This window comes from Blattabacterium cuenoti (assembly GCF_014252075.1).
In the GTDB taxonomy this organism is placed as follows: domain Bacteria; phylum Bacteroidota; class Bacteroidia; order Flavobacteriales; family Blattabacteriaceae; genus Blattabacterium; species Blattabacterium cuenoti_AC.
The window spans coordinates 84,614-108,709 of record NZ_CP059209.1; the positions used below are offsets into that span (position 1 = coordinate 84,614).

The window sequence follows — 24,096 nt, forward strand, 5'->3', positions numbered from 1 at the left end:
AAAACTATATTTTGAATTATTCAATCAATCATGAAAGTTATTCACAAAAACAGGCTTTTTTGATGAATGATGAAGAAAAAATTGAAGAAATAGAAAAACATTTTTTTCAGATTATGAAAATACTAGGGTTAGATATGAGTGACGACAGTTTACGAAGAACCCCAAAACGTGTAGCAAAAATGTTTATTCAAGAAATATTTAGCGGTCTTAATCCAAAAAACACTCCTAAGCCTTCTATTTTTGAAAATAAATATAAGTATAATCAAATGTTGATCGAAAAAAATATAACAGTTTATTCCACTTGTGAACATCATTTTCTTCCTATTGTAGGAAAAGCTCATGTTGGTTATATTTCTAGTGGAAAGGTGGTCGGTCTTTCTAAAATTAATAGAATCGTTAATTTTTATGCAAAAAGACCACAAGTTCAAGAACGTCTAACCATGCAAATTGTTGAATCTTTACAAAAAATGTTAAAGACACAAGATGTAGCATGTGTGATAGATGCAAAACACTTATGTGTAAATTCTCGTGGAATTAGAGATATAGATAGTAGCACTGTGACAACTGAACTAGTAGGAGCCTTTAAAAATAACTCAGAAATTCGAAGAGAATTTCTACATCACATTGGAATTTCTTAAATAAACGGATGATGGAAGAAATAAATTATATAAAAAATAATTTAAAAATATATAACACCTTAACAGGAAAAAAAGAATTATTTAAAACTATTCATAAAAAACATGTAGGAATTTATGTTTGTGGTCCTACAGTTTACAATCACTTGCATTTAGGGAATTGTCGTACGTTCGTATCATTTGATATTGTTTTTCGATACTTAAAACATTTAGGTTATAAAGTTCGTTATGTTAGAAATATTACTGATGTTGGCCATTTAGAAAATGATTTAGAAGATAAAATTTCTAAAAAATCTCGCATAGAAGGACTTGAACCTATGGAAATAGTTCAAAAATATACTCTTTCTTTTCATAATTTATTAAGTATTTTAAATGTTCTTCCTCCAAGCATAGAACCTACAGCAACGGGTCATCTCATAGAACAAATAGATATGATTAAAGAATTAATTAAAAGAAATTTAGCATATGAAATAAATGGTTCTGTTTATTTTAATTTAAAAGAATATAAAAAGTTATATCCTTACGGAATTCTGAGCAAGAACAAAATCGATAAACTTTTTAATAAAAAATTAAATTTTTCAGAAGAAAAACGTAATCTACAAGATTTTTCTCTTTGGAAAAGAGCTCATCCTAGTCATATTATGAGTTGGAATTCTCCATGGGGAAAAGGATTTCCTGGTTGGCATATAGAATGTACTGCTATGAGCACGAAATATTTGGGAGAAATTTTTGATATCCATGGAGGAGGGATAGATTTAAAATTTCCTCATCATGAATGTGAATTAGCACAAGCTATAGGTGTTTATAACAAAAATTATCTTGCACATTATTGGATGCATACTAATATGTTAACTTTAAATGGAAAAAAAATGAGTAAGTCCACAGGAAATTTTCTGGAACTAAAAGATCTCATTCACAATAAATTTTGCAAAAAAACTTTTTTTCCTAGCATTATCAGATTTTTTATTTTGCAATCCCACTACAGAAGCGTTATGGATTTTTCAAATCAAGGACTTATGAATGCCGAAAAAGGATATTATAGAATCATGAAAGCTGTAAAAATATTAAAAAATTTACATCCCAAAACATTAACAATGAATCATCACGTTTTTGATGTGTTTTATTGGATTAAATCTTGTTATAAAGCGATCAATGACGATTTTAATATTCCACTATTAATTTCTCATTTATTTGAAGCTACTCATGTTGTTAATTCTTTTTCTATAAATGATATAGGAAAATCTCATGTCAATTTATTGAAAAAATATATGATTTATTTTGTTTTTGATATTCTTGGTCTTCAAGAACAAAAAAAAGAAATAAATCCTTCTGAAGAGAAATTTCAAATACTTATCGAAAGATTAATTAAATTTCGTACAGAAGCAAGAAAACAAAAAAACTGGATCCTATCGGATAGAATTCGAGAAGAATTATCCTATATAGGAATTCCATTTCATGATGATAAATTATTTTAAGGCTTGGTCTAGATCTTCTATAAGATCTTCTCCGTTTTCTATTCCAAGAGATAAACGAATAAGAGAATCCTGTATTCCAGCATTTATTCTAACATCTAAAGGAGTAGATTTATGAGTCATAGTGGCTGGATGGCAGATTAAACTTTTTGTTCCTCCTAAACTTTCTGCTAGCTTAAATAGATTAGTCGATGTTACAATTTTTTTTGCTGATTCTATTGTATCGTTTTTAAGACTAAAAGAAACTATCCCTCCAAAATATCTTTGTTGTTTAACTGCTATCAGATGATTTTTATGATCTTGTAATCCAGGATAATAAACCTTATCAATACAGTTTTCTTTTTTCTTTTCTAAAAAAGAAGCAATTTGAAACGCATTTTTAGATTGTTTTTGAATACGTAAATACAAAGTTTGGCACCCTCTTATTGTTAACCAACAATCAATCGGAGATAAAACTCCTCCAGTTGCATTCTGAATGTATTTCAATTTTTCATATAAATCAGGATCTTTTACTGTAATTAATCCAGCTAACACATCTGAATGTCCTGCTAAATATTTTGTAGCGCTATGGATGATTATATCTGCACCTAACTTTAAAGGATTTTGAATGGCAGGAGAAGCAAAAGTATTGTCTACTACAATTAATACTTTTGGATTTATCTTTTTGGATTCTTCACTAATGTATTCTATATCAGAAATTTTTAAAGTAGGATTTGTAGGGCTTTCCAACCAAACCAATTTTGTATTATTAGAAATAACTGATATAGCTTTTTTTGCGCTAGTTGTATCTACATACTTAGTACTAAGTCCTAATTTTTTATACAAATTTAATAAACGAAAAGTCCCTCCATAAATATCATTTACAGCTATTATTTCATCTCCACATTTTAATAATTTCAAAACAGCATCTACAGATGCTAATCCTGAAGAAAACGCTAAACTGTCATAGCCGTATTCTAAATCAGTGATTAAACGTTCCAGAATTTTTCTTGTAGGATTATTTGTTCTTGTGTAATCAAATCCTTTATGAACTCCAGGTGATTCCTGAACATAAGTTGATGTTTGATAGATTGGCGTAGATATAGCCCCTGTAAGAGGATCTGATAATATGTTTTGAATGAGCTTTGTTTCTTCCTTCATTGTAAATTTCATAAAAATATTGAATGCAAATGTACTCAAAAAATGAAAATATAATTTTTTGAAAAAAATTATTTTGAAAGAAAACAATACTATTTTTTGGAAAATATATAAATTTGTTTGCTATTTTTTTGATTCTTAATAAATGATTTCAAAAAATTTGTTCTTATTTTTTTTATCTTTTATTTTTACCTTGTCTTCTGATGCTGAAATACAAAAAAACAAAAATCAGGACAGTCAAAATAAAATAGATATATCTGATACGATTTTTGAGCATGTCAGTGATTCTCATGAATGGCACATTGCAGGGTCTCACAATAATGGAATTGTTTTATACTTGCCTGTTATATTGTGGAACAATGGATTAGAAATTTTTTCTTCATCTAAATTATTATGCGAGAAAGTAGTTAAAGGAAAGCATGGGTATTATAAAATGTATCAGGGGAAAATATATAGTACCAATTCAATTGGAAGATTTCATTTAAATAAAAAAGGAATTCCAATTAATAATAAACCTTGGGATTTTTCTATTACAAAAAATGTGGTTGCTCTTTTGATTTCTTTCTTTTTCTTATGTTTTCTCTTTATTCGAATGAGAAAAAGTTACAGAAATCATCAAATGAAATGGAGTTTAGGCATTTTTTTAGAATTTTTGATTTTGTTTATACGTGATAAAATAGTAATTCCTAATATTGGAGAAAGAAAATACAAAACTTATCTACCTTTTTTATTAACATCCTTTTTCTTTATATTATTTAATAATTTGATGGGACTTATTCCAGGATTTCCAAACGTTACTGGAAACATAAACATTACATTTGTTTTGGCTATAGCTACATTTATCATCACCAATATAAATTCAAGTAAAAGTTATTGGAAACATACTTTTTGGATGCCAGGAGTCCCAATAGGGATTAGATTTTTATTAGCTCCTATAGAGTTTATTGGAATTTTTATTAGACCATTAACTTTGTGTATTCGCTTATTTGCTAATATAACAGCTGGACACATAATTATTTTAAGTTTTATTTGTCTTATTTTTATATTTAAGAATTTTTTCATAGCCGGTTTTTCCATAATTTTCGGTTTTTTCATTTCTATGTTAGAAATTATGGTAGCCTTTTTGCAAGCCTTTATTTTTACTACTTTATCTTCTTTGCTTATAGGAATGGCTGTCAAAAATTATGAAAGTGAAACACATTAAAAATATTAATCATATGGATATAGATTTAACTTACTCTGGATTAGCAGCTTTAGGATCTGGTCTTGCAGTAGTAGGAGCGGGACTCGGAATTGGAAAAATAGGAAGTTCTGCAATGGATGCTATTGCTAGACAACCTGAAGCTTCAGAAAGAATACAGAATGCAATGATTATTGCAGCTGCACTGATTGAAGGAGCAGCACTTTTTGGAATAGTGACCACATTGTTAGCTGTATTTAAATAATTTTTTAAAAATGGATCTAGTTACACCTTCTGTTGGATTGATTGTTTGGCATACTATAATATTTCTAATACTCATATTATTTCTTTCAAAATTTGCTTGGAAGCCAATCATGAATTTTATTGATCAAAGAGAAGAAAAAATTAGAATCTCTATTGAAAAGGCGAATCAAATGAAAAATGAATTGAAAAATGTAGAAAATCAAAAAAACAAAATATTAAAAGAAACTCGTGTGAAGAGAGATATAATTTTGAAAGAAGCTATTCAAATTAAAGAAAAAATCAAACTAAAAGCAAAAGAGGAAAGTTTGAGAGAAAAGAAAAAAATTCTAGAAGAAACAAAAAAAAATATTCAAATAGAAAGAGAGGCTGCTATTTATAAATTAAAAAATCAAATAGGAGGAATTTCTATAAAAATAGCTGAAAATATATTAAAAAGAGAGTTGAATCAACCTAACCAACAAGATAAGTTTATCAAAGAGTTGGTTGATAAATTATATTGATTGATATTTGATGTTAAAATGTTTTCAAATAAAAAAATAATTAAACATTACGCTAGAGTTTTTTTTGAATATTCTATAATGAATGACAATGATTTATTTTATCATAAGGTTAAAAAAGTATTTTCTTTATTGTATCAAAATGTAGATTTAAGTAAAATTCTTTATACTCCATTGTTAAGTTCAAATAAAAAGATAATAATTTTCAAAAAAATTCTTTATCATTTTGACGCATCACTCTTTCAATTTGTAAAACTTTTAATCATACGAAAAAGAGAATCTCTTTTAAAAGAGATATTTTTAGAATATCTAGAAATATATAAAGAAGAAAAAAAAGGACTCATAAAATGCCTTGTTGTTTCCGCGTTTCCTTTAAATACAGATATGCAAAAAATAATTACACATAAAATTAAAATGTTTCCTAATTATCATAAAAATAAAATTCACATAATTAACAAAATAGATCCATCTATCATTGGAGGGGTCTTGTTTCGTATAGGATACAAAGAATGGAATTTTAGTGTTCAAGAACAATTATTTTGCATTAAAAAATTTTTAAAAAATTTTTAAAAAAAGATTTTATTTTCATGTCAGATTTAAAATATTCTGAAATATCATCGATTCTTAAAGAACAATTATCGAATTTTCAATTCGAGTCAAAACTATTCGAATATGGGATTATCATTCAAATAGGAGATGGTGTTGCTAGGTCTTTTGGTCTAAATTCCGCTTTTTATGGAGAATTAGTGGAATTTCAGAACGGAGATAAAGGCATAGTATTGAATCTTGAAGAGGATCATGTGAGTATTGTTCTTCTCAGTCCATCAAAAAATATCAAAGAAGGAGATACAGTTAAAAGAACAAAAAAAATTTTTTCTATAAAAGTTGGAGAAGGCATGTTAGGTCGTGTTGTTGATATATTAGGAAATCCTATTGACGGAAAAGGACCTATAGAAGGAAAATTATTTGATATGCCATTGGAAAGAAAAGCTCCAGGCGTCATTTACAGAGAACCGGTCCAAGAGCCTCTTCAAACTGGTATTAAATTCATAGATTCTATGATCCCTATAGGAAGAGGACAAAGAGAATTGATTATTGGAGATAGACAAACGGGAAAAACAACTATAGCTATTGATACAATTATCAATCAAAAAAAATTTTTTGATAAAAATAAGAGAGTTTATTGTATTTACGTAGCTGTTAGTCAAAAAGGATCTACAATAGCTAGAGTAACCAAGACTCTACAAGAAAATGGGGCCATGCCTTATACAGTAATAGTTGCAGCTAAATCTTCTGATCCAGCTTCAATGCAGGTATTTGCTCCTTTTTCAGGAACTGCTATCGGAGAATATTTTCGTGATACTGGTCGTTCTTCTTTGGTAATATATGATGATCTGTCAAAGCAAGCTGTCTCTTATAGAGAAATTTCTTTATTATTACGACGTCCTCCAGGGAGAGAAGCATATCCAGGAGATGTTTTTTATTTACACTCTCGTCTTTTAGAACGTTCCGCTAAAATTATCACAGATCAAAAAATGGCTGAAAAAATGAATGATATTCCAGAGTCTATTCGAAAAGAGATCAAAGGTGGAGGTTCTTTAACGGCTTTACCTATTATTGAAACTCAATCTGGAGATATATCTTCTTATATTCCGACCAATGTAATTTCCATAACAGATGGACAAATTTTTTTAGAAAAAGATTTATTTCATTCTGGAGTTCGTCCCGCTATTAATGAAAGTATATCTGTATCTCGTGTAGGAGGATCTGCTCAAATTCAATCTATGAGAAAAATATCTGGAACTCTAAAACTAGATCAAGCTCAATTTAGAGAATTGGAATCTTTTTCAAAATTTGGATCTGAATTAGATCCATCAACTATGGAAATTCTGAAAAAAGGAAAAATTAACATAGAAATACTAAAACAACCTCCTCATTCTCCATATGATATAGCAGATCAAATAGCTATTATTTATGTTGGAACAAAAAATCTTTTAAAAAAGATTCCTATTCATAAAATTTCAGATTTCGAAAAAGAATATCTTTTTTATTTGAAAGAAAAACATGAAGATTTATTAAATTCATTAAGAAATGGAATTCTTGATGATCAAATATCTGAAATTTTGGAAAAAATTGCTTTGGAATTAAGTAATAAATACGTATACTAAATTTTTTTTTTATGTCTAATCCAAAAGAGATCAAAAGAAGAATATTATCTATAGAATCAGTTAGTAAAACTACGGAGGCTATGAAAATGATCTCTATTATAAAACTACGAAAAACCAAAAATTTACTGAGGAATATCCAAACTTATTTTGATCATATAGAATTACTTTTTTCAGATTTTTTTTTAACGGAGAAAAATAAATATTTTTTAGAAAAAGGAAAAAATAAATTATTTATTTTATTTACTTCTAATCGTGGATTATGCGGTTCTTTTAACTCCTTAATTTTTGAAAAAATCAATTATCTTTTTCAAAAAAAAAAGTACTCACATAATAAATGCATGTTTTTTTCGATTGGGAAAAAAGGATTCGATTTTTTAGAAAAAAGATATAACATATATGATAAGGATAACAATTGGATAGATTGGGGAGACAATTTTACTAAAACAAATGAAAAAATTCAAATCTTAACAAAAAAATTAATTTCAAACTTCATTCAAAAAAAATTTTCTTCTATTCATTTAATATATAACAATCTTCTGAAAAAATCATTATTTCAAGAAATTGTTGTGGAAAAATTTCTTCCATTATCTATGGATTTTAGAAAAAAAAAAACAATAATTTATCCTATTTTAGAACCTTCCCAAAAAGGAATATTTAATTATATAATTCCAAAATATTTACATGCAAAACTATTAAAAACTTTTTTAAAGTCTTCTGAATCAGAACATACAGCGCGTATGATCTCTATGCATAAAGCCACAGAAAACGCATATGACATTAAAAATGATCTAGTATTGAACTACAATAAAGAAAGACAAACTACAATTACAAAAGAAATACTTGAAATTATCAGTGGATTAGAATCTTTAAATGAAAAAAAATAATCAAATTTCCAATTGAAAAGTAAATAAATAATTCATTAAAATTAGTTTATTTGATTTAATTATACATTTGTTTACAAAAACAATTATGGAAAAAATATTAACAGGAATTAGAAGTACAGGGACTCCTCATTTAGGAAATATTTTAGGTGTTATAATTCCATCTGTAGACATTGTTAATAGAAATGAAAAAAATTCTTCATTTGTATTTATAGCAGATTTACATTCTATGATTCAAATAAATAATATAAAAACAATAAGAAATAATACTTATCAAATTGCGGCAGCTTGGTTAGCTTTTGGATTGAATACGGAGAATTGTCTTTTTTATAGACAATCAGATGTTTCAGAAGTTACGGAATTAGCTTGGTATTTCAGTTGTTTTTTTCCTTATCAAAGACTTACATTGGCACATTCATTTAAAAATGAAATCACGAAAATAGATAAAAGAAAAATTAGTATGGGTTTGTTTTCTTATCCTATTTTAATGGCTGCTGATATTTTGCTTTATAACGCTCAAATTGTCCCCGTAGGAAAAGATCAATTACAACATATAGAAATAGCTAGACGTATAGCCAGTTCTTTTAATAAAAAAATAGGGAAAAAATTATTTTTATTGCCTCATGCTTTTTTTCAAAAAAAAACTATGTCAGTTCCTGGAACAGATGGAAAAAAAATGAGTAAATCGAAAAAAAATTGGATTAACATTTTTTCTTCAGATGAAATTTTGAAAAGACAAATTATGAGCATTCGTACGGATAGTAAATCTTTGGAAGAAAAGAAAAATCCTGAAACAGATTATGTGATGTATTTATATAAATTGATAGCTTCTTTAGAAGAAATAGATAAAATGAAAGAAAAATATCTAAAAGGAGGATATGGATATTCTGAGGCTAAAATAGCTTTATACGAGCTTATAATTCATAAATTTTCAACAGAAAGAAAAAAATTTTTTTCTTTCATGAAAAATAAATCTTTATTAGATCATATTCTTTCCTTAGGCGCTAAAAAAGCAAAAAAGATAGCGAGTGAAAGGTTGAATGATATTAGAAAATGTTTAGAATTCAAACCGATCAAGTTGATTTAATTAAAAAATGTCATAATGACATAATTAAATTTTTGGCAAATCTTTTGCTTTTAGTCCATAGAATTGTGTTGAAAATATTTTTATATTATGGATATTAATCAAAAAAAGAATGAAAAACAGTCAGATCCATCTAACAAAGACTGTAATATAGGATCTTGTCAAGAAGAAAAAAAGGATCCGTTAAAGAAAGAAATAGAGCTTATTCAAGGAAAATTAGAAAAAGAAAAAAACAAGTTCTTACGTCTCTTTGCAGAATTTGAAAATTATAAGAAACGTATTCAAAAAGAAAGATTTGATATTTTTAGAGCTGTTCATGAACAAATTTTTATAGATTTAATTCCTATTTTAGATGATTTTGAAAGAGGACTTAAAGAGTTAAAAAAGTCTAAAGATGAACTTCTCGTTAAAGGAGTTTCTTTAATACAAGAAAAACTTATTAAAATTTTAAAAGAAAAAGGATTAAATAAAATAAAAATAAAAAAAGGAGATGATTTTAATACAGATTTACACGAAGCTATTTCACAAATTCCAGCTGTTACAGAAAATTTAAAAGGAAAAATCATAGAAATTATAGAAGCTGGATATATTCTTAAGGAAAAAGTCATACGACATGCTAAAGTCATAACCGGAAAATAAATTTTTATCTTCATGGTGAAAAAAGATTATTACGAAGTATTAGGAGTTTCTAGAAATGCCTCTTCAAAAGAAATTAAAAAAGCTTATCGAAAATTAGCAATAAAATATCATCCAGATAAGAATTTGGATGATAAAAAAAAAGCAGAAGAAAAATTTAAAGAAGCAGCTGAAGCTTACGAAATTTTAAGTAACCCAGAAAAAAGACAACGTTATGATAAATTTGGACATTCTGGGGTAAAAGAAAGCGGGTCTAGTTCAGGAATGAATATGGAAGATATTTTTACAAATTTTGGAGATATTTTCGCTGATGCATTTGGAGAAGGTTTTTCTAGTTTTGGATTTGGAAGATCGAATCGACATAAAACTGTTAAAGGAAGTGATTTAAGAATAAGAGTAAAACTTTCATTAGAAGAAATAGCTAATGGGGTAGAAAAAAAAGTTAAAGTAAAAAGACTTAAAGTAGCTAAAGGAATCAAATTTAAAAATTGTTCATCTTGCAATGGAACAGGTCAAATTATACGTGTGACCAATACTATTTTAGGAAGAATGCAAACAACTTCTCAATGTCATACATGTTTAGGTACTGGAAAAAATGTTGAAAATATACCTTATGGAGCAAATAAACATGGATTAATTAAAGAAGAAGAATTAGTGAATATTAAAATACCCGCAGGGCTTACAGAAGGAGTTCAACTTAAAGTTTCTGAAAAAGGAAATGAAGCTCCATTTGGAGGAATCCCTGGAGATTTGATTGTGTTAATTGAAGAAATTCCTCATCCTCAATTGAAAAGAGAAGGGGACAATCTCCATTATGATTTATATATCTCTTTTCCAGATGCAATATTGGGAGCTTCAAAAGAAGTTCCTACTATTAATGGAAAAGCAAGAATTAAAATAGATCCAGGTACACAATCAGGAAAAACTCTTAGATTAAAAAATAAAGGATTACCTAATATTGAGGGACATGGACATGGAAGTTTTTTGATTCATGTTAATGTTTGGACTCCAAAGAAAGTTAATGAAGAACAAAGAAAATTTTTCGAAAAAATGAGAAAAAATGAAAATTTTCTTCCTCATCCCGGTAATTCAGAAAAGTCATTTTTTGATCGTGTAAGAGAAATGTTTTCTTAAAAAGAATTTAATGTCAAATTAAAGATTATCGTCATAAAATAGAATTTTTCCAAAAAAATTTTTATAAATTCGGTAAATCAATAACAACACATAATGAGACATAATGAAAAAGGTTAAAATAGTAGTTGGACTTTCAGGAGGGGTTGATTCAAGTGTTGCTGCATTAATTCTTAAAAAGAAAGGTTATGAAGTTATTGGTTTATTTATGCATAATTGGGAAGAAGAAGATTCCGTTTTCAATAAATGTACTACTTGGAAAGAAGATAAAATTGATGCAATGCTAGTGTCTAAACAATTAAATATTCCTTTTCAAGTTATTGAAATGAAAAAGGAATACAAAAAATATGTTATTAATTACATGTTTAATAACTATAAATCAGGGAAAACTCCTAATCCTGATATCTTGTGCAACAAAGAAATTAAGTTCAATATTTTCTTAAAAAAAGCCATTGATTTAGGAGCAGATTTTATTGCTACAGGCCATTATGTGAATAAAGAAAAAATTATAAAAAACAAAAAAACAATTTATCGTCTTTTAATAGGAAAAGATCTTAATAAAGATCAATCGTATTTTTTGTGTCAATTAACACAATATCAATTGGAAAAATCCTTATTCCCATTAGGTTTGTTAACGAAAAATCAAGTTCGAAAAATAGCAGAAAAAAATGGATTACGAAATGCTTATAAAAAAGAATCACAAGGTATTTGTTTTGTAGGAAAAATTAAATTGCCAAATTTTCTAAAAAAAAAAATTATTCCAAAAAAAGGAGAAGTGGTTAATATCAATTCTGATGCTTCAGTATATAAAGAAAAAAAAAATTTTTTTTCTAAAGAAGAAGAGTTATTTTTTTTATCAAGAAAAAAAAAGTATAAAAAATCAGATGGAAAAATAATTGGATATCATCAAGGAGCTCATTCTTTTACTAAGGGACAACGTAAAGGAATAGCAGTAGGAGGTTACAAAGAGGCCCTTTTTGTTCTTGAAACTGATGTGAAAGAAAATATTGTTTATACTGGAATGGGGAAAAAACATCCCGGTTTGTATAAAAAATCTTTATTTATTCAGGAAGAAAACATTCATTGGATCAGGAAAGATCTTAGTCTTAACGAAGGAGAAAAAATGGATGTTTTTTGTAGAATTCGTTATAGACAACCATTACAAAAATCAAAATTATATAAAATAAAAAAAGGAATGTTCATAGAATTTGAAATAATGCAATGTGCTATAACAGAAGGACAGTTTGCGGCTTGGTATCTTGGAAAAGAATTAGTAGGATCAGGAGTTATCTCTTAAATAAGATTATTTCATATTTACTTTGTAAAACATTGAATATTTTTTACAAATGTAAAAATTTTGTTTTTTTCAAAAAAAACCATTTTTTTTTTATTATTAATAATAATACGTTTCAGAGAGAATTTTTGATTATAAACTTTACAATATATTCATAAATTAATCAAAAAATTATGTTATTACAAAAATAAATACATAAAAATTGCTTTTATATAATCTATTTTTTTCATAATTTTGCAAATTATACAATTCATTTTTTGGATAGTTTGTATAAAAAATCTATTCAAATTGGGTGTTATTTTTTATCCCTACTAACCGGTAGGGCTTTTTGATTTATAAAACATCTCATGAAAAAAAGAATTAACAATTTTAGCAAAATTATAACAAAAGAGCCTAATTTACCAGCAGCACATGCTATGTTGTATGCTACAGGAATGAAAGAATCCGATTTTTGTAAAGCTCAAATAGGAATAGTCAGCAATTGGTACGAGGGGAATCCTTGTAACATGCATTTGGATAAATTGGCAAAAAAAATAAAATCATCGGTTATAACCAAAAATTTAGTAGGATTTCAATTTACTACTATTGGAGTCAGTGATGGAATCACTATGGGAACTTCAGGGATGAGGTATTCTTTGCCTTCTAGAGAATTAATAGCGGATAGTATAGAAACAGTAGTTGATTCACATCATTATGATGGAATAATTGCTATTCCCGGATGCGACAAAAATATGCCAGGAGTTATGATTGCTTTACTTAGATTGAATCGTCCATCTATCATAGTATATGGAGGAAGTATTTCTTCAGGTTCTTATAATGGTCAAAAATTAGATATAGTTTCTTCTTTTGAAGCTCTTGGAAAAAAAAACACTTGCAAAATTACCGAAACAGAGTACAAAAATATCGTCAAAAATTCTTGTCCAGGTCCAGGAGCTTGTGGAGGAATGTATACTGCAAATACTATGGCTTCCGCTTTAGAAGGGATGGGGATGATGCTCCCTTATTCTTCTTCATCTCCTTCAACAAGTAAGAATAAACAAATAGAATGTGAAGTAGTTTCTACATACATTAAAAAACTTTTGGAAATAGGAATCAAACCGAAAGATATAGTCACAAAATCTTCTATAGAAAATGGAGTGAAATTGGCTATGAGTTTAGGGGGGTCGACCAATTTGGTGTTACACTTTTTAGCTATTGCTAAATCTGCAAATATTAATTTTTCTTTAAAAGATTTTCAAAGGATAAGTAATCAAGTTCCTCTCATTGGAAATTTAAAACCAAGTGGAATTTTTTTAATGGAGGATATTCATATGTGTATAGGAGGAATGCCTATTATTATAAAATATTTATTAAATGAAGGAGTATTATCAGGAGATTGTCTAACAGTTACTGGAAAAACATTATATGAAAATATGAAAAATGTTCCTAATATAACTTTTGATCAAAAAATTATTCATTCTTTAGATAATCCTATCAAAAAAAACGGACATATCAGAATTTTATATGGAAATCTTTCTCCGGAAGGATCTGTAGCTAAAATAACTGGAAAAGAAGGAACTATTTTTCGTGGAAAAGCTAATGTTTTTAATTCAGAAAAAGAAGCCAATCAAGCAATTTTAAATAATCAAATTTTGCCTGGAGTTGTAATCGTCATCAGATATGTAGGGCCAAAAGGCGGTCCTGGAATGCCAGAAATGTTAAAACCAACGTCTTATATTATGGGATCAGGACTAGGAAAAAAAGTAGCCCTTATTACAGATGGAAGATTTTCAGGAGGGTCACACGGTTTTGTAGTAGGGCATATTACTCCAGAAGCACAATCTGGTGGGTTGATAGCTTTGGTTCAAAATGGAGATTTTATTAAAATAGATGCGGAAAATAATATCATTACTCTTGAAGTGGAAAATGACGAGATCCAAAGAAGAAAAGAATCATGGACCCCTCCTTCATTGAAAGTAAAAAAAGGATATTTATACAAGTATACAAAAATAGTGGCTCCAGCTTCTGAAGGGTGCATTACAGATCAATTTTAATTATATATGGAAAAAAAGTTATTTTCCGGTTCAGAAATAGTAATAAAAGCACTCTTACATGAAGAGGTAGAATACATATTTGGTTATCCAGGTGGAGCTATTATGCCTATCTATGATTCTTTACACGACTATTTAAATTTAGTTTCGCATATTTTAATGCGTCACGAACAAGGATCTATTCATGCAGCACAAGGATATGCTAGAGCAACTGGAAAAATAGGTGTATGTTTTACAACTTCAGGTCCAGGAGCTACTAATTTAATTACTGGATTAGCAGATGCCTTGATAGATAGCACTCCTCTTGTTTGTATTACTGGACAAGTATCTTCTCATTTATTGGGAACCGATGCGTTTCAAGAAACAAATATTATAGATATTTCTATTCCTGTAACTAAATGGAATACTCAAGTATTAAAAGCTAAAGATATTTGTGAGTCAATTCAAAAAGGATTTTTTATAGCTAAAAAAGGAAGGCCAGGACCTGTATTGATAGACATTACTAAAGACGCTCAATTTCAAGAAGCTGAATTTCATTATCAACGTTGTAAATACGTTAAAAATTTTCATCCATATCCTTGTATAGAAGAAAAAAGAATAATAGAAGCGTCGAATTTAATCAACACAGCCAAAAAGCCTTTGATTCTTGTAGGTCAAGGAGTTATTTTAGCTGGAGCAGAAGAAGAATTTAAAAAATTTGTTGAAAAAACAGGAATTCCAGTAGCCAGTACTTTATTAGGATTAGGGGCTTTGAACTCTAATCACTATCTGTATGTAGGAATGTTAGGAATGCATGGAAATTATGCTCCTAATATTTTAACCAATCAATGTGATATTCTTATTGCAATAGGTATGCGTTTTGATGATCGTGTTACAGGGGATGTGAAAAAATATGCAAAACAAGCTAAAATCATTCATTTAGAAATTGATTCTTCAGAAGTTAATAAAAATATATTATGTCATATCCCTATTTTGGGAGACTGCAAATATTCTTTAAGAAAATTAATGAACTATGTTAATGAATCAAATCATGAAGAATGGATAGAAAAGTTCTTTTTTCTGAAAGAAAAAGAAAAAACTGCAGTAATAAAAGGTGATCTTTACCCAAAGAAAAAAGGAATGACTATGGGTGAAGTCATTAAATGGATTAATCAATATAAACAAAAAAACGCTATTCTTGTAACTGATGTAGGACAACATCAAATGATAGCTTCAAGATATTTCAATTTTACCTATAAAAAAAGTCAAATAACTTCTGGAGGATTGGGAACAATGGGTTTTGCTTTACCTGCTTCAATAGGAGCTAAATTAGGAGAAAAAAACAGACAAGTTATTTGTATTGTAGGAGACGGTGGGATTCAAATGACAATACAAGAGATGGGAACCATCTTACAGAATGATATTTCTGTGAAAATTATATTACTGAATAATAATTTTTTGGGAATGGTACGTCAGTGGCAACAGCTTTTTTTTGATAAACGTTATTCGTGCACAAAATTAATTAATCCAGATTTCATAAAGTTAGCTAATGCTTATAACATAAAAGCAAAAAAAGTAAGCAGAAGAGAAGAATTAGAAGAATCTGTAAAAAAAGCATTGAATAATGAAAAAACTTTTTTATTAGAAGTTGTAATAGAAAGAGAAGACAATGTTTTTCCTATGATTCCTGCAGGAGGTTCTGTAGATGAAATTCGTTTAACATAATTAATTAAAAAAATATTTATATACTATGAAGCATAAATTCAGAGTAATAATTTTAGGAGAAAGAGAAACAAGATTATTGAGTAGAATCCTTATTATATTGAATAGAAGAAATTTGAAAACTAATCATATCAATGTCAACGTATCTAGTAATGAAAATGAAACTATTGGAAATGTTCAATATGTTTTAGATTTAGAATGTAAAGAAGAACAATTGATTAAAGTTAAAAAATTAATTGAAAAATCAATTGGAATTATTCATGTTTATTATTCTAGAATAGAAGAAAAAAATTCTAGAAAAAATTCATGGAAAAAAATAGATTTACCGCTAGCAACATCTTAAATTAAATAAAAATCATGAAAATTAAATTTGGATCTGTAGAAGAAACTATTATAACAAGAGAAGAATTTCCATTATCAAAAGCTAGAGAAATCTTAAAAAAAGAAACTATTTCTGTACTAGGATATGGAGTTCAAGGTCCTGGACAATCTCTAAATTTGAAAAATAATGGATTTCAAGTTATTGTAGGACAAAGAAAAAATTCTATTTCTTGGGAAAAAGCACTAAAAGATGGATGGATAGAAGGAAAAGATCTTTTTTCTTTAGAAGAAGCCTCTGAAAAAGGGACTATACTCATGTATTTATTATCAGATGCAGGTCAAATCTCTTTTTGGCCAATTCTTTCTAGATATCTTACTAAAGGAAAATCTTTATATTTTTCGCATGGTTTTGGATTAACTTTTTGTGAAAAAACAAAAATATATCCATCTAAAGATATAGACATTTTTTTAGTAGCGCCCAAAGGATCAGGGACTAGTTTAAGAAGACTTTTTTTACAAGGAAAAGGAATTAATTCCAGTTATGCTATTTATCAAGATTATAGTGGAAAATGTTTAGAAAAAGCTTTATCTATTGGAATAGGAATAGGGTCTGGATATTTATTTGAAACTAGTTTTAAAAGTGAAGTATACTCTGATTTAGTAGGAGAAAGAGGGACTTTAATGGGAGCTATACAAGGAATTTTTTCTGCACAATATCAAATATTAAGAGAAAAAGGTCATTCTCCTTCAGAATCTTTTAACGAAACTGTAGAAGAACTAACCCAAAGTCTAATGCCATTAGTAGCGGAAAAAGGAATGGATTGGATGTATGATAATTGTTCTACAACAGCACAAAGAGGAGCTTTAGATTGGTGGAAAAAATTTAGAGATGTTACGTATCCGATATTTAAAGAATTATATCATGAAGTTTCTTCTGGAGATGAGGCTGAAAGAATTATAAAAGCTAATAGTGATATAGATTACAGAATAAAGTTAAAAAAAGAGTTACAAGATCTTAAAGAAAGTGAATTATGGAAAGTGGGATCAATTATTCGTGATCTTAGACCAGAAAATAAAGATAAAAAATAGTTGATTTTTAAAATTAACTAATTAACAATTACACTTTTTATTATTTTTAAAGGATTTTTAAAAGATTGAAAAATAGATTTAAAGGTTACTTTCCTTCTTATAAAGAAGTAATCAAAGCCAAAAATGTATTAAAAGATATAATTTATGAAACTCCGTTACAGAGAAATTCTATTTTGTCAGAAAAATATAAAGCTAATGTTTTTTTGAAAAGGGAAGATTTACAAATTATACGTTCATATAAAATTAGAGGAGCCTATAACAAAATGAAAAGCCTATCTCACACAGAGTTAAAAAAAGGAATTGTGTGTGCTAGCGCAGGAAATCATGCACAAGGAGTCGCTTATTCCTGTCATATGTTAAAGATCCCAGGAAAAATTTATATGCCGAATACCACTCCGAAACAAAAAATAGAAAGAGTAAAAATGTTTGGAAAAGAATATATTGATATTATTCTGATTGGAGATACTTTTGATGCGGTTAGTTATGAGGCCATGAAGTATTGCAAAAAAAATGCAAAAATTTTTATTCATCCTTTTGATGATATTAAAATTATTGAAGGACAAGCTACTGTTGGATTAGAAATTTTAAAACAATCTATTTCAAACATAGATTATGTCTTTATCCCTATTGGAGGAGGGGGGTTAGCTTCTGGTGTAGGAAGTCATATTAAAGAATTTAGTCCAAAAACTAAAATTATAGGAGTAGAACCTCAAGGAGCTCCATCTATGAGTTTTTCTTTAAAAAAAGGAAAAGTTGTAGAATTAAAAAAAATAGATAGATTTATTGATGGAGCTTCAGTAAAAAAAGTAGGAGAGTTAAATTTTAATATATGCAATCAAATATTATATGATATCAAAACAGTTCCAGAAGGAAAAGTTTGCACAACTATTCTAGATTTATATAATTTAGAAGCCATTGTGGCAGAACCTGCTGGAGCACTTTCAATAGCTGCTTTAGATTTTTATTCTGAAAAGATTAAAGGAAAAACTATTGTTTGTATTCTAAGTGGAGGAAATAATGATATTACCAGAACAGAAGAAATTAGAGAAAGATCTCTTTTGTATGAAGAGAAAAAGCATTATTTTGTAGTTAAATTTCCACAAAGAGCTGGGGCTTTGAAAGAATTTGTTAATAATATTTTAGGGCCAAAAGATGACATTGCCTATTTTGAATATTCAAAAAAAACTTCCAAAGAAGAAGGCCCTGCTGTAATAGGAATAGAATTGGCTGATAAAAATGAGTTTTCCGCATTATTAGGAAGGATGAAAAAGAATAGAGTTCATTTTCAATATTTGAATCAAAATCCAGATTTATTTCGTGTTCTTATATGAATTGTACCCACGACTGGATTTGAACCAGCACATCCTAATTTAATCGGATACCACTCCCTCAAAGTGGCGTGTCTCCCATTTCCACCACGTGGGCTGAAAATAAAAAATTTAGGGGGAACTTTGATTCAAGTTATTTTATATTATTCAAATATATAATAATTTACTGAAATTTTATCAAAAAAAAATATGATCTATCTTTGAATGAATTTTGAAAAAATAGATAATTCTATGAATATAGCAATAATAGGGTATGGGAAAATGGGAAAAGCCATAGAAAAAATAGCGAAAATCAGAAATCATAAAATTTCATTGTGTTGTGATGAAACTCCTTCTCCATTTTTATTGAAAAATTCAGATGTAGCAATAGAGTTTAGTCAGCCGGATTCGGCTTTCAATAATGTAAAAAATTGCATAGAAAATAATGTACCAATAGTGTGTGGAACCACAGGTTGGGGGAAAAAATTTGAACTTATTAAAAAAATATGTACAGAAAAAAATGGATCGTTCTTGTATTCTTCTAATTTTAGTATTGGAATGAATATTTTTTTTGAAATTAATAAAAAATTATCAAAACTGTTATCTAATTATTCTGAAAGTTATGAAGTCGAAATTGAGGAAATTCATCACAAAGAAAAAATAGATAGGCCTAGCGGAACTGCTATATCTTTGGCAGAAGATATCATTAATAAAAAAATGAAAAAAACATGGATTTTAGATGCAAAAGAAACAAAAGATCAAATTTTAATTCTTTCAAAAAGATTCGAAAACGTAGCAGGAACACATGTTGTGAAATATAAATCTCAAATAGAAGAAATCAAAATACAACATGAAGCTCACAATAGAGAAGGTTTTGCTATTGGTGCTGTGATTGCTGCAGAATGGATTCAAAACAAGAAAGGTTTTTTTTCTATGAAAGAAGTATTAGGAATATAAAAATATCTTTATTTTATGCACCAATATTTTATTTTTAGTGGTGTTTTTTTTCTTTTTGAATATATTATTCATATTTTAGGAACATGGAGATTTTATCAAAAATCTGGAATTAATTCATGGAAAATTTTTATTCCCATATATAATATTTTTATTCTTTTAAAAACTTACAATCGATCTATATGGTATATGTTTCTCTTATTAACTCCACTAACAAGTATTATTTTGCTTTTCATTTTATGGATAGATTTAATTCATGCTTTTGGAAGAGGAAGAAGGAAAGATATTTTTTTTCTATTTTTTTCTGCAGGTTTATATATTTTTTACATAAATTTTTTTGAAAAAATTCAAAAAATAGAAAAAATAAAAAAAAAAGAAGATAACACAGGAATATTATTATCTATCATTTTTTCTTTTATCACACATACTTATATAGTTCAACCTTTTGTTATTCCTACTTCTTCTATGGAAGGGTCTTTGTTAGTAGGAGATTTTATACTAGTTAGCAAAATTCATTATGGGTTGCGAATGCCTATGTCTCCTATTTCTATTCCTTTTACACATAATAACATTGTTTTAAATGTAAGATCTTACATATCTATTTTACGTTGGCCTTATTTTCGTTTTCCTCCCATACAATCTATACAAAGAAATGATATAGTTGTATTTAATTTTCCTAAAGATTCTAATCATAAAATTATAGATAGAAAAGATCATTATATTAAACGTTGTGTAGGACTTCCTGGAGATTTAATTTCTATTAAAAAAGGGGTTTTATTTGTTAATCATAGAAAAGAAAATTTTTTATCAGAAAAACAACAGGCTTATTTGATTAAAACGGAAAACGTTCCTTTAAACACAGAATATCTTAAAGATAAAATGGATGTTGAAGATGTTGAATTGATTGAAGAAAAAAATGATGAATATTTTTATCAAATTATGTTAACCAAAAAAAAAGCAGTTCAAATAAATAATTTGTTTGACAATGTAGTTTTTATAAAAAAAAATATTTTTCCAATTCAATTTCAAGAAGATTATATATTTCCAAATTATTCTGGTTGGAATAGAGATTTTTTTGGGCCATTACATATTCCTAAAAAAGGAGAATTAATTAAATTAAATTCAAAAAATATTCATATTTATAATGAAATAATTACTTATGAAAAAGGAAAAATAGTCAATAATTCTTCAAAAGGGTACTACAAAATAAAAAATAATTACTATTTTATGATGGGAGACAATAGACACAATTCATATGATTCTCGTTATTGGGGGTTTGTTCCAGAAGATCATGTAGTAGGAAAACCCATATTAATATGGATGAGTATTGATTGGGATAGAAAAAATCCTTTAAATTTTTTCAGTTGGAAATTACGATGGAATCGTATTATGAAAAAAATGAACTGACTCTAAAAATCAAAATTTTTTTTATTTAAAAAAAAACTTCCTATAAAATAACCAGACAAAATTCCTCCAATGTGAGCAAAATGAGCAACTCCAGGAGCTAAATTGAAAACTGCAGAGGTCAAACTTCCGAAAATAAAAATTATAAGAGCTTTTCTAACAGCAATTGGAAAAGGAAAAGGAAGAATAAAAATTTTATGTTCTGGAAAAAATTTAGCGAAAGCCCCCACTATTCCACTTACCGCTCCAGAGGATCCCATCATAGGAGAGTACATGGAACTATAAAGATTAATTTTTTGTTCTTCATTTAGATAATCCAATGTCTTTCTAGCTTGAGAAAAGTCTAAGGTTTGAACAAAATAATACATCACGCCAGTATTGAAAATTATTTGAAACAATGCAGCAGAAATTCCTGATAAAAAATATATTATTAGAAATTTTCTGATTCCTAACAAAGTTTCTATTTGCCCTCCAAACATGAACAAAGCTAACATATTGAAAATAATATGTAAAAATAGACGTTTGGAATGTACAAACATATGAGTTAAAATCTGATATAATTCAAAATTATCATCTAAAGGATGATACAAAGAAAAGATATCTTCTATTTTATATTGTGAAAAAACAAAAGCAGCTGTATATACAAGTATATTAATACTAATTAAATGTTTTACAGCATCTGAGTTAAGATTCGTATAAAAATTCACTTTTTAAAAAAATTTTTTCTTAAAACAAAAAATATAGGATCTCCTGAATCAGTATAATTTGGATTATGACAAAAAAATAAATCTCTAATTAAACATTCCATTTTATAAGGGGATAACTCTGTTCCGTATTTTATAGATGCGGATTTAGATATTGATTGAATAAGTATTTTTTTGTTTTTTTTTTCTCCTTTAATGAAATTATATTTTAAAATGTTTTGAAAAATTTCAATCAAAATATTTTGATGTATATTTTCAGGAATAGAATACAGATAAGCTGATTCATTACAGAAATATAAGTGAAAACCAAAATTGATTAAATCATCTTTTATATTTTTTAAAGAAATGAATTCCTTTTTCAAAAGTTTCACTTTTATAGGAAAAAGAAACTGTTGACTTATTAAATTTTCTTTTCTTAAAAAGAATTCAAATAATATGTTCTGATGCGCTCTATGTTGATCTACTAATATGATATATTCATTATTCAATGTAAAAATTATGTATTTTCTATTAATCTGAAAAGTTTTTATTCTTTTTTCATTAGAAATATAACGAGATAATTGATTTGTTAAATGAACATTTTTTTTTAAAATAGAAGAATCATTTAATCGTAACCAATTTTCTAATTGAATTACTTTTTCTTTATAAGAAAGTTCTTCAAAACATAAATCATTCAAAAAAGAGTCTTTCAAATTACAGTATAATAGAACATCTGAATTTTTCAATTCTTTGTTTTTCACTTCATATTGATAAAACAAAACATTTTTTATCTCCTGTTGAATCATACAACCAATAACCTCTTCTTCTTCTAATTTAACTTCTTTTTTCGCAGGGTGTATATTCCAATTTACTAAACTTGAGTCTATATGAATAAAAATAAAATAAGAAGCTGTTTTAAAATCTTTCAAAAAACCATCATAAGCATGAATAATTTTTCTGTGCAAAAGTAAATGATTAACACAACGTTGATTAACTAATATAAATTGGTCTCCTTTTTTTATATAAGGATCTGGAACGCTCACAAATCCTTCAACAAGAATTCTTTTTTTATTTATTAAAATAGGCGTTAATATTTTATTTTTATTTTTAAAAATTTCTTTAATCCTTTCTATTAAAGAAGCTTCTTGAAAAGAAAAAACAATTTTATCATTGTGATAAAAACGATATAGAATATTTCTATGAGCTAAAACTATTTTATAAAATTCATGAACGATATGTTGAAATTCTATTCGTGAAGATTTTAAAAATTGCCTTCTAGCAGGAAGTTTATAGAAAATATTTTTGACAGAAATTCTTGTTCCTTTAAGGATGTTTATAGGGATTTCTTCTCTTATTTTACCTTCTTCTACAAAAAGGTGAATTCCTACTAAATCCTCTTTATTTTTAGTTTGTATTTCTAGTTGAGAAATAAGAGCAATGGAAGCTAAAGCTTCTCCTCTAAATCCTTTTGTTCTAATTTGAAAAATATCATCAGATTTTTTTATTTTTGAAGTAGCATATCTCTGAATGCTCATTTTTGCATCATTTATACTCATTCCGTCTCCATCATCTATTAACTGAATTAACGTTTTTCCTGAATCTTTTATAAAAATATCGATCATTTTTGCGTTTGCATCTATTGCATTTTCTAAAAGTTCTCTGAGAACAGAAGAAGGGCGTTGTATAACTTCTCCTGCAGCTATTTGACTAATCACATTTACAGGCAAAAATTGAATAATATTTTTCATTTGATAGACCTTCTAAATAAAGACATATATATAGCTGTTTTAGCACATTCAACCCCCCTATTTCCATTTTTTCCACCTGATCGTTCAAAAGATTGTTGTCGATTTCTATCAGTAAGAACACAAAATATAATAGGAACATCATATTTTATATTAATATCTTTGATCCCTTGCGAAATAGCTCTACATAGATATTCGAAATGATGAGTTTCTCCTTGTATAAGAGAACCAATTGTAATAATTGAATCAAAATTATAGCAATGTGCTATTTTTTTAGCAGAATAAATTAATTCATAACTTCCAGGAACTTCCCAAGTTTGTATTTTTTCTTTCAAAATTCCAGATTGAATGAAAGTTTCATAAGCTCCTTTATATAATCTTTTAGTAATTTCTTTATTCCATAGAGAAACAATAATTGCAAATTTCAAATTTGCATTTTGTATTTTTTTTTTATCTAATGAATAAACAGGACATGTTTTCATA

Annotated in this window: 23 protein-coding genes and 1 tRNA gene; 19 read left to right on the forward strand and 5 right to left on the reverse strand. The window is 27.4% G+C overall.

The window, feature by feature from the left end:
- Positions 1-62 precede the first annotated feature (62 nt).
- Positions 63-638, forward strand: a complete 576-nt coding sequence (gene folE, locus H0H47_RS00355) for a GTP cyclohydrolase I FolE (RefSeq protein WP_185866282.1) — start codon at positions 63-65, stop codon at positions 636-638.
- A gap of 11 nt (positions 639-649) precedes the next feature.
- On the forward strand, positions 650-2,110 hold the full coding sequence (gene cysS, locus H0H47_RS00360; RefSeq protein WP_185866283.1) for a cysteine--tRNA ligase: 1,461 nt from the start codon (positions 650-652) through the stop codon (positions 2,108-2,110).
- On the opposite strand, the gene H0H47_RS00365 is transcribed toward cysS, so the two are convergent.
- Positions 2,102-3,247 (reverse strand): trans-sulfuration enzyme family protein, encoded by a 1,146-nt coding sequence (locus tag H0H47_RS00365; protein WP_185866078.1) that lies wholly within the window; start codon positions 3,245-3,247, stop codon positions 2,102-2,104. The genes cysS and H0H47_RS00365 overlap by 9 nt on opposite strands.
- Positions 3,248-3,389: 142 nt before the next feature.
- Here H0H47_RS00365 and atpB point away from each other — a divergent pair, with 142 nt between their 5' ends.
- The 15 genes from atpB to ilvA all read left to right on the forward strand — a co-directional run bounded on the left by atpB (position 3,390) and on the right by ilvA (position 18,851).
- A complete protein-coding gene (atpB, locus tag H0H47_RS00370) occupies positions 3,390-4,448 on the forward strand; it encodes a F0F1 ATP synthase subunit A (protein ID WP_185866079.1) in 1,059 nt (352 codons plus the stop codon).
- Positions 4,449-4,461: 13 nt separating this feature from the next.
- Positions 4,462-4,689 carry an ATP synthase F0 subunit C gene (atpE, locus tag H0H47_RS00375; protein ID WP_185866284.1) on the forward strand — a complete coding sequence of 76 codons (228 nt, stop codon included), beginning with the start codon at positions 4,462-4,464 and terminating at the stop codon, positions 4,687-4,689.
- A 10-nt stretch (positions 4,690-4,699) separates the two neighbouring features.
- Entirely contained in the window at positions 4,700-5,188 is a 489-nt protein-coding gene (atpF, locus tag H0H47_RS00380) for a F0F1 ATP synthase subunit B (protein ID WP_185866080.1), read from the forward strand.
- Between the two features lie 18 nt (positions 5,189-5,206).
- Entirely contained in the window at positions 5,207-5,755 is a 549-nt protein-coding gene (gene atpH / locus H0H47_RS00385) for an ATP synthase F1 subunit delta (RefSeq protein ID WP_185866081.1), read from the forward strand.
- Between the two features lie 17 nt (positions 5,756-5,772).
- On the forward strand, positions 5,773-7,353 hold the full coding sequence (gene atpA / locus H0H47_RS00390; RefSeq protein ID WP_185866082.1) for a F0F1 ATP synthase subunit alpha: 1,581 nt from the start codon (positions 5,773-5,775) through the stop codon (positions 7,351-7,353).
- Positions 7,354-7,364: 11 nt separating this feature from the next.
- Entirely contained in the window at positions 7,365-8,237 is an 873-nt protein-coding gene (gene atpG, locus H0H47_RS00395) for an ATP synthase F1 subunit gamma (protein ID WP_185866083.1), read from the forward strand.
- A gap of 85 nt (positions 8,238-8,322) precedes the next feature.
- Positions 8,323-9,321 (forward strand): tryptophan--tRNA ligase, encoded by a 999-nt coding sequence (gene trpS, locus H0H47_RS00400; protein WP_185866084.1) that lies wholly within the window; start codon positions 8,323-8,325, stop codon positions 9,319-9,321.
- A gap of 87 nt (positions 9,322-9,408) precedes the next feature.
- Entirely contained in the window at positions 9,409-9,957 is a 549-nt protein-coding gene (locus H0H47_RS00405) for a nucleotide exchange factor GrpE (RefSeq protein ID WP_185866085.1), read from the forward strand.
- A gap of 12 nt (positions 9,958-9,969) precedes the next feature.
- On the forward strand, positions 9,970-11,088 hold the full coding sequence (gene dnaJ / locus H0H47_RS00410; protein ID WP_185866086.1) for a molecular chaperone DnaJ: 1,119 nt from the start codon (positions 9,970-9,972) through the stop codon (positions 11,086-11,088).
- A 103-nt stretch (positions 11,089-11,191) separates the two neighbouring features.
- Positions 11,192-12,382, forward strand: coding sequence for a tRNA 2-thiouridine(34) synthase MnmA (gene mnmA, locus H0H47_RS00415; protein WP_185866087.1), 1,191 nt, complete (start codon positions 11,192-11,194; stop codon positions 12,380-12,382).
- A gap of 344 nt (positions 12,383-12,726) precedes the next feature.
- On the forward strand, positions 12,727-14,412 hold the full coding sequence (ilvD, locus tag H0H47_RS00420) for a dihydroxy-acid dehydratase (protein ID WP_185866088.1): 1,686 nt from the start codon (positions 12,727-12,729) through the stop codon (positions 14,410-14,412).
- 6 nt (positions 14,413-14,418) lie between these two features.
- Entirely contained in the window at positions 14,419-16,113 is a 1,695-nt protein-coding gene (gene ilvB, locus H0H47_RS00425; protein ID WP_185866089.1) for a biosynthetic-type acetolactate synthase large subunit, read from the forward strand.
- Between the two features lie 25 nt (positions 16,114-16,138).
- Positions 16,139-16,453 carry an acetolactate synthase gene (locus tag H0H47_RS00430; RefSeq protein ID WP_185866090.1) on the forward strand — a complete coding sequence of 105 codons (315 nt, stop codon included), beginning with the start codon at positions 16,139-16,141 and terminating at the stop codon, positions 16,451-16,453.
- A 14-nt stretch (positions 16,454-16,467) separates the two neighbouring features.
- Positions 16,468-17,520 (forward strand): ketol-acid reductoisomerase, encoded by a 1,053-nt coding sequence (ilvC, locus tag H0H47_RS00435; RefSeq protein WP_185866091.1) that lies wholly within the window; start codon positions 16,468-16,470, stop codon positions 17,518-17,520.
- Between the two features lie 65 nt (positions 17,521-17,585).
- The gene (gene ilvA, locus H0H47_RS00440) at positions 17,586-18,851 is read left to right on the forward strand and encodes a threonine ammonia-lyase (RefSeq protein WP_185866092.1); all 1,266 of its coding nucleotides are present in this window, start codon (positions 17,586-17,588) and stop codon (positions 18,849-18,851) included.
- A gap of 4 nt (positions 18,852-18,855) precedes the next feature.
- On the opposite strand, the gene H0H47_RS00445 is transcribed toward ilvA, so the two are convergent.
- A tRNA-Leu gene (locus H0H47_RS00445) sits at positions 18,856-18,945 on the reverse strand.
- A gap of 134 nt (positions 18,946-19,079) precedes the next feature.
- Between H0H47_RS00445 and dapB the strand changes: the two genes are divergently transcribed.
- Positions 19,080-19,784 (forward strand): 4-hydroxy-tetrahydrodipicolinate reductase, encoded by a 705-nt coding sequence (dapB, locus tag H0H47_RS00450; RefSeq protein WP_185866285.1) that lies wholly within the window; start codon positions 19,080-19,082, stop codon positions 19,782-19,784.
- A gap of 15 nt (positions 19,785-19,799) precedes the next feature.
- The gene (gene lepB / locus H0H47_RS00455; protein ID WP_185866093.1) at positions 19,800-21,188 is read left to right on the forward strand and encodes a signal peptidase I; all 1,389 of its coding nucleotides are present in this window, start codon (positions 19,800-19,802) and stop codon (positions 21,186-21,188) included.
- Between the two features lie 2 nt (positions 21,189-21,190).
- On the opposite strand, the gene H0H47_RS00460 is transcribed toward lepB, so the two are convergent.
- Genes H0H47_RS00460 through ribH form a run of 3 tightly spaced genes read right to left on the reverse strand, consistent with a single transcriptional unit; the run spans position 21,191 to position 24,095 of the window.
- The gene (locus tag H0H47_RS00460) at positions 21,191-21,892 is read right to left on the reverse strand and encodes a rhomboid family intramembrane serine protease (protein ID WP_185866094.1); all 702 of its coding nucleotides are present in this window, start codon (positions 21,890-21,892) and stop codon (positions 21,191-21,193) included.
- The gene (gene mutL / locus H0H47_RS00465) at positions 21,889-23,616 is read right to left on the reverse strand and encodes a DNA mismatch repair endonuclease MutL (protein ID WP_185866095.1); all 1,728 of its coding nucleotides are present in this window, start codon (positions 23,614-23,616) and stop codon (positions 21,889-21,891) included. The genes H0H47_RS00460 and mutL overlap by 4 nt, the downstream gene beginning before the upstream one ends.
- Complete coding sequence (ribH, locus tag H0H47_RS00470) at positions 23,613-24,095, reverse strand: 6,7-dimethyl-8-ribityllumazine synthase (RefSeq protein WP_185866096.1); 483 nt, start codon at positions 24,093-24,095, stop codon at positions 23,613-23,615. Before ribH ends, mutL begins: the two co-directional genes overlap by 4 nt.
- Between the last annotated feature and the right edge of the window lies 1 nt (position 24,096).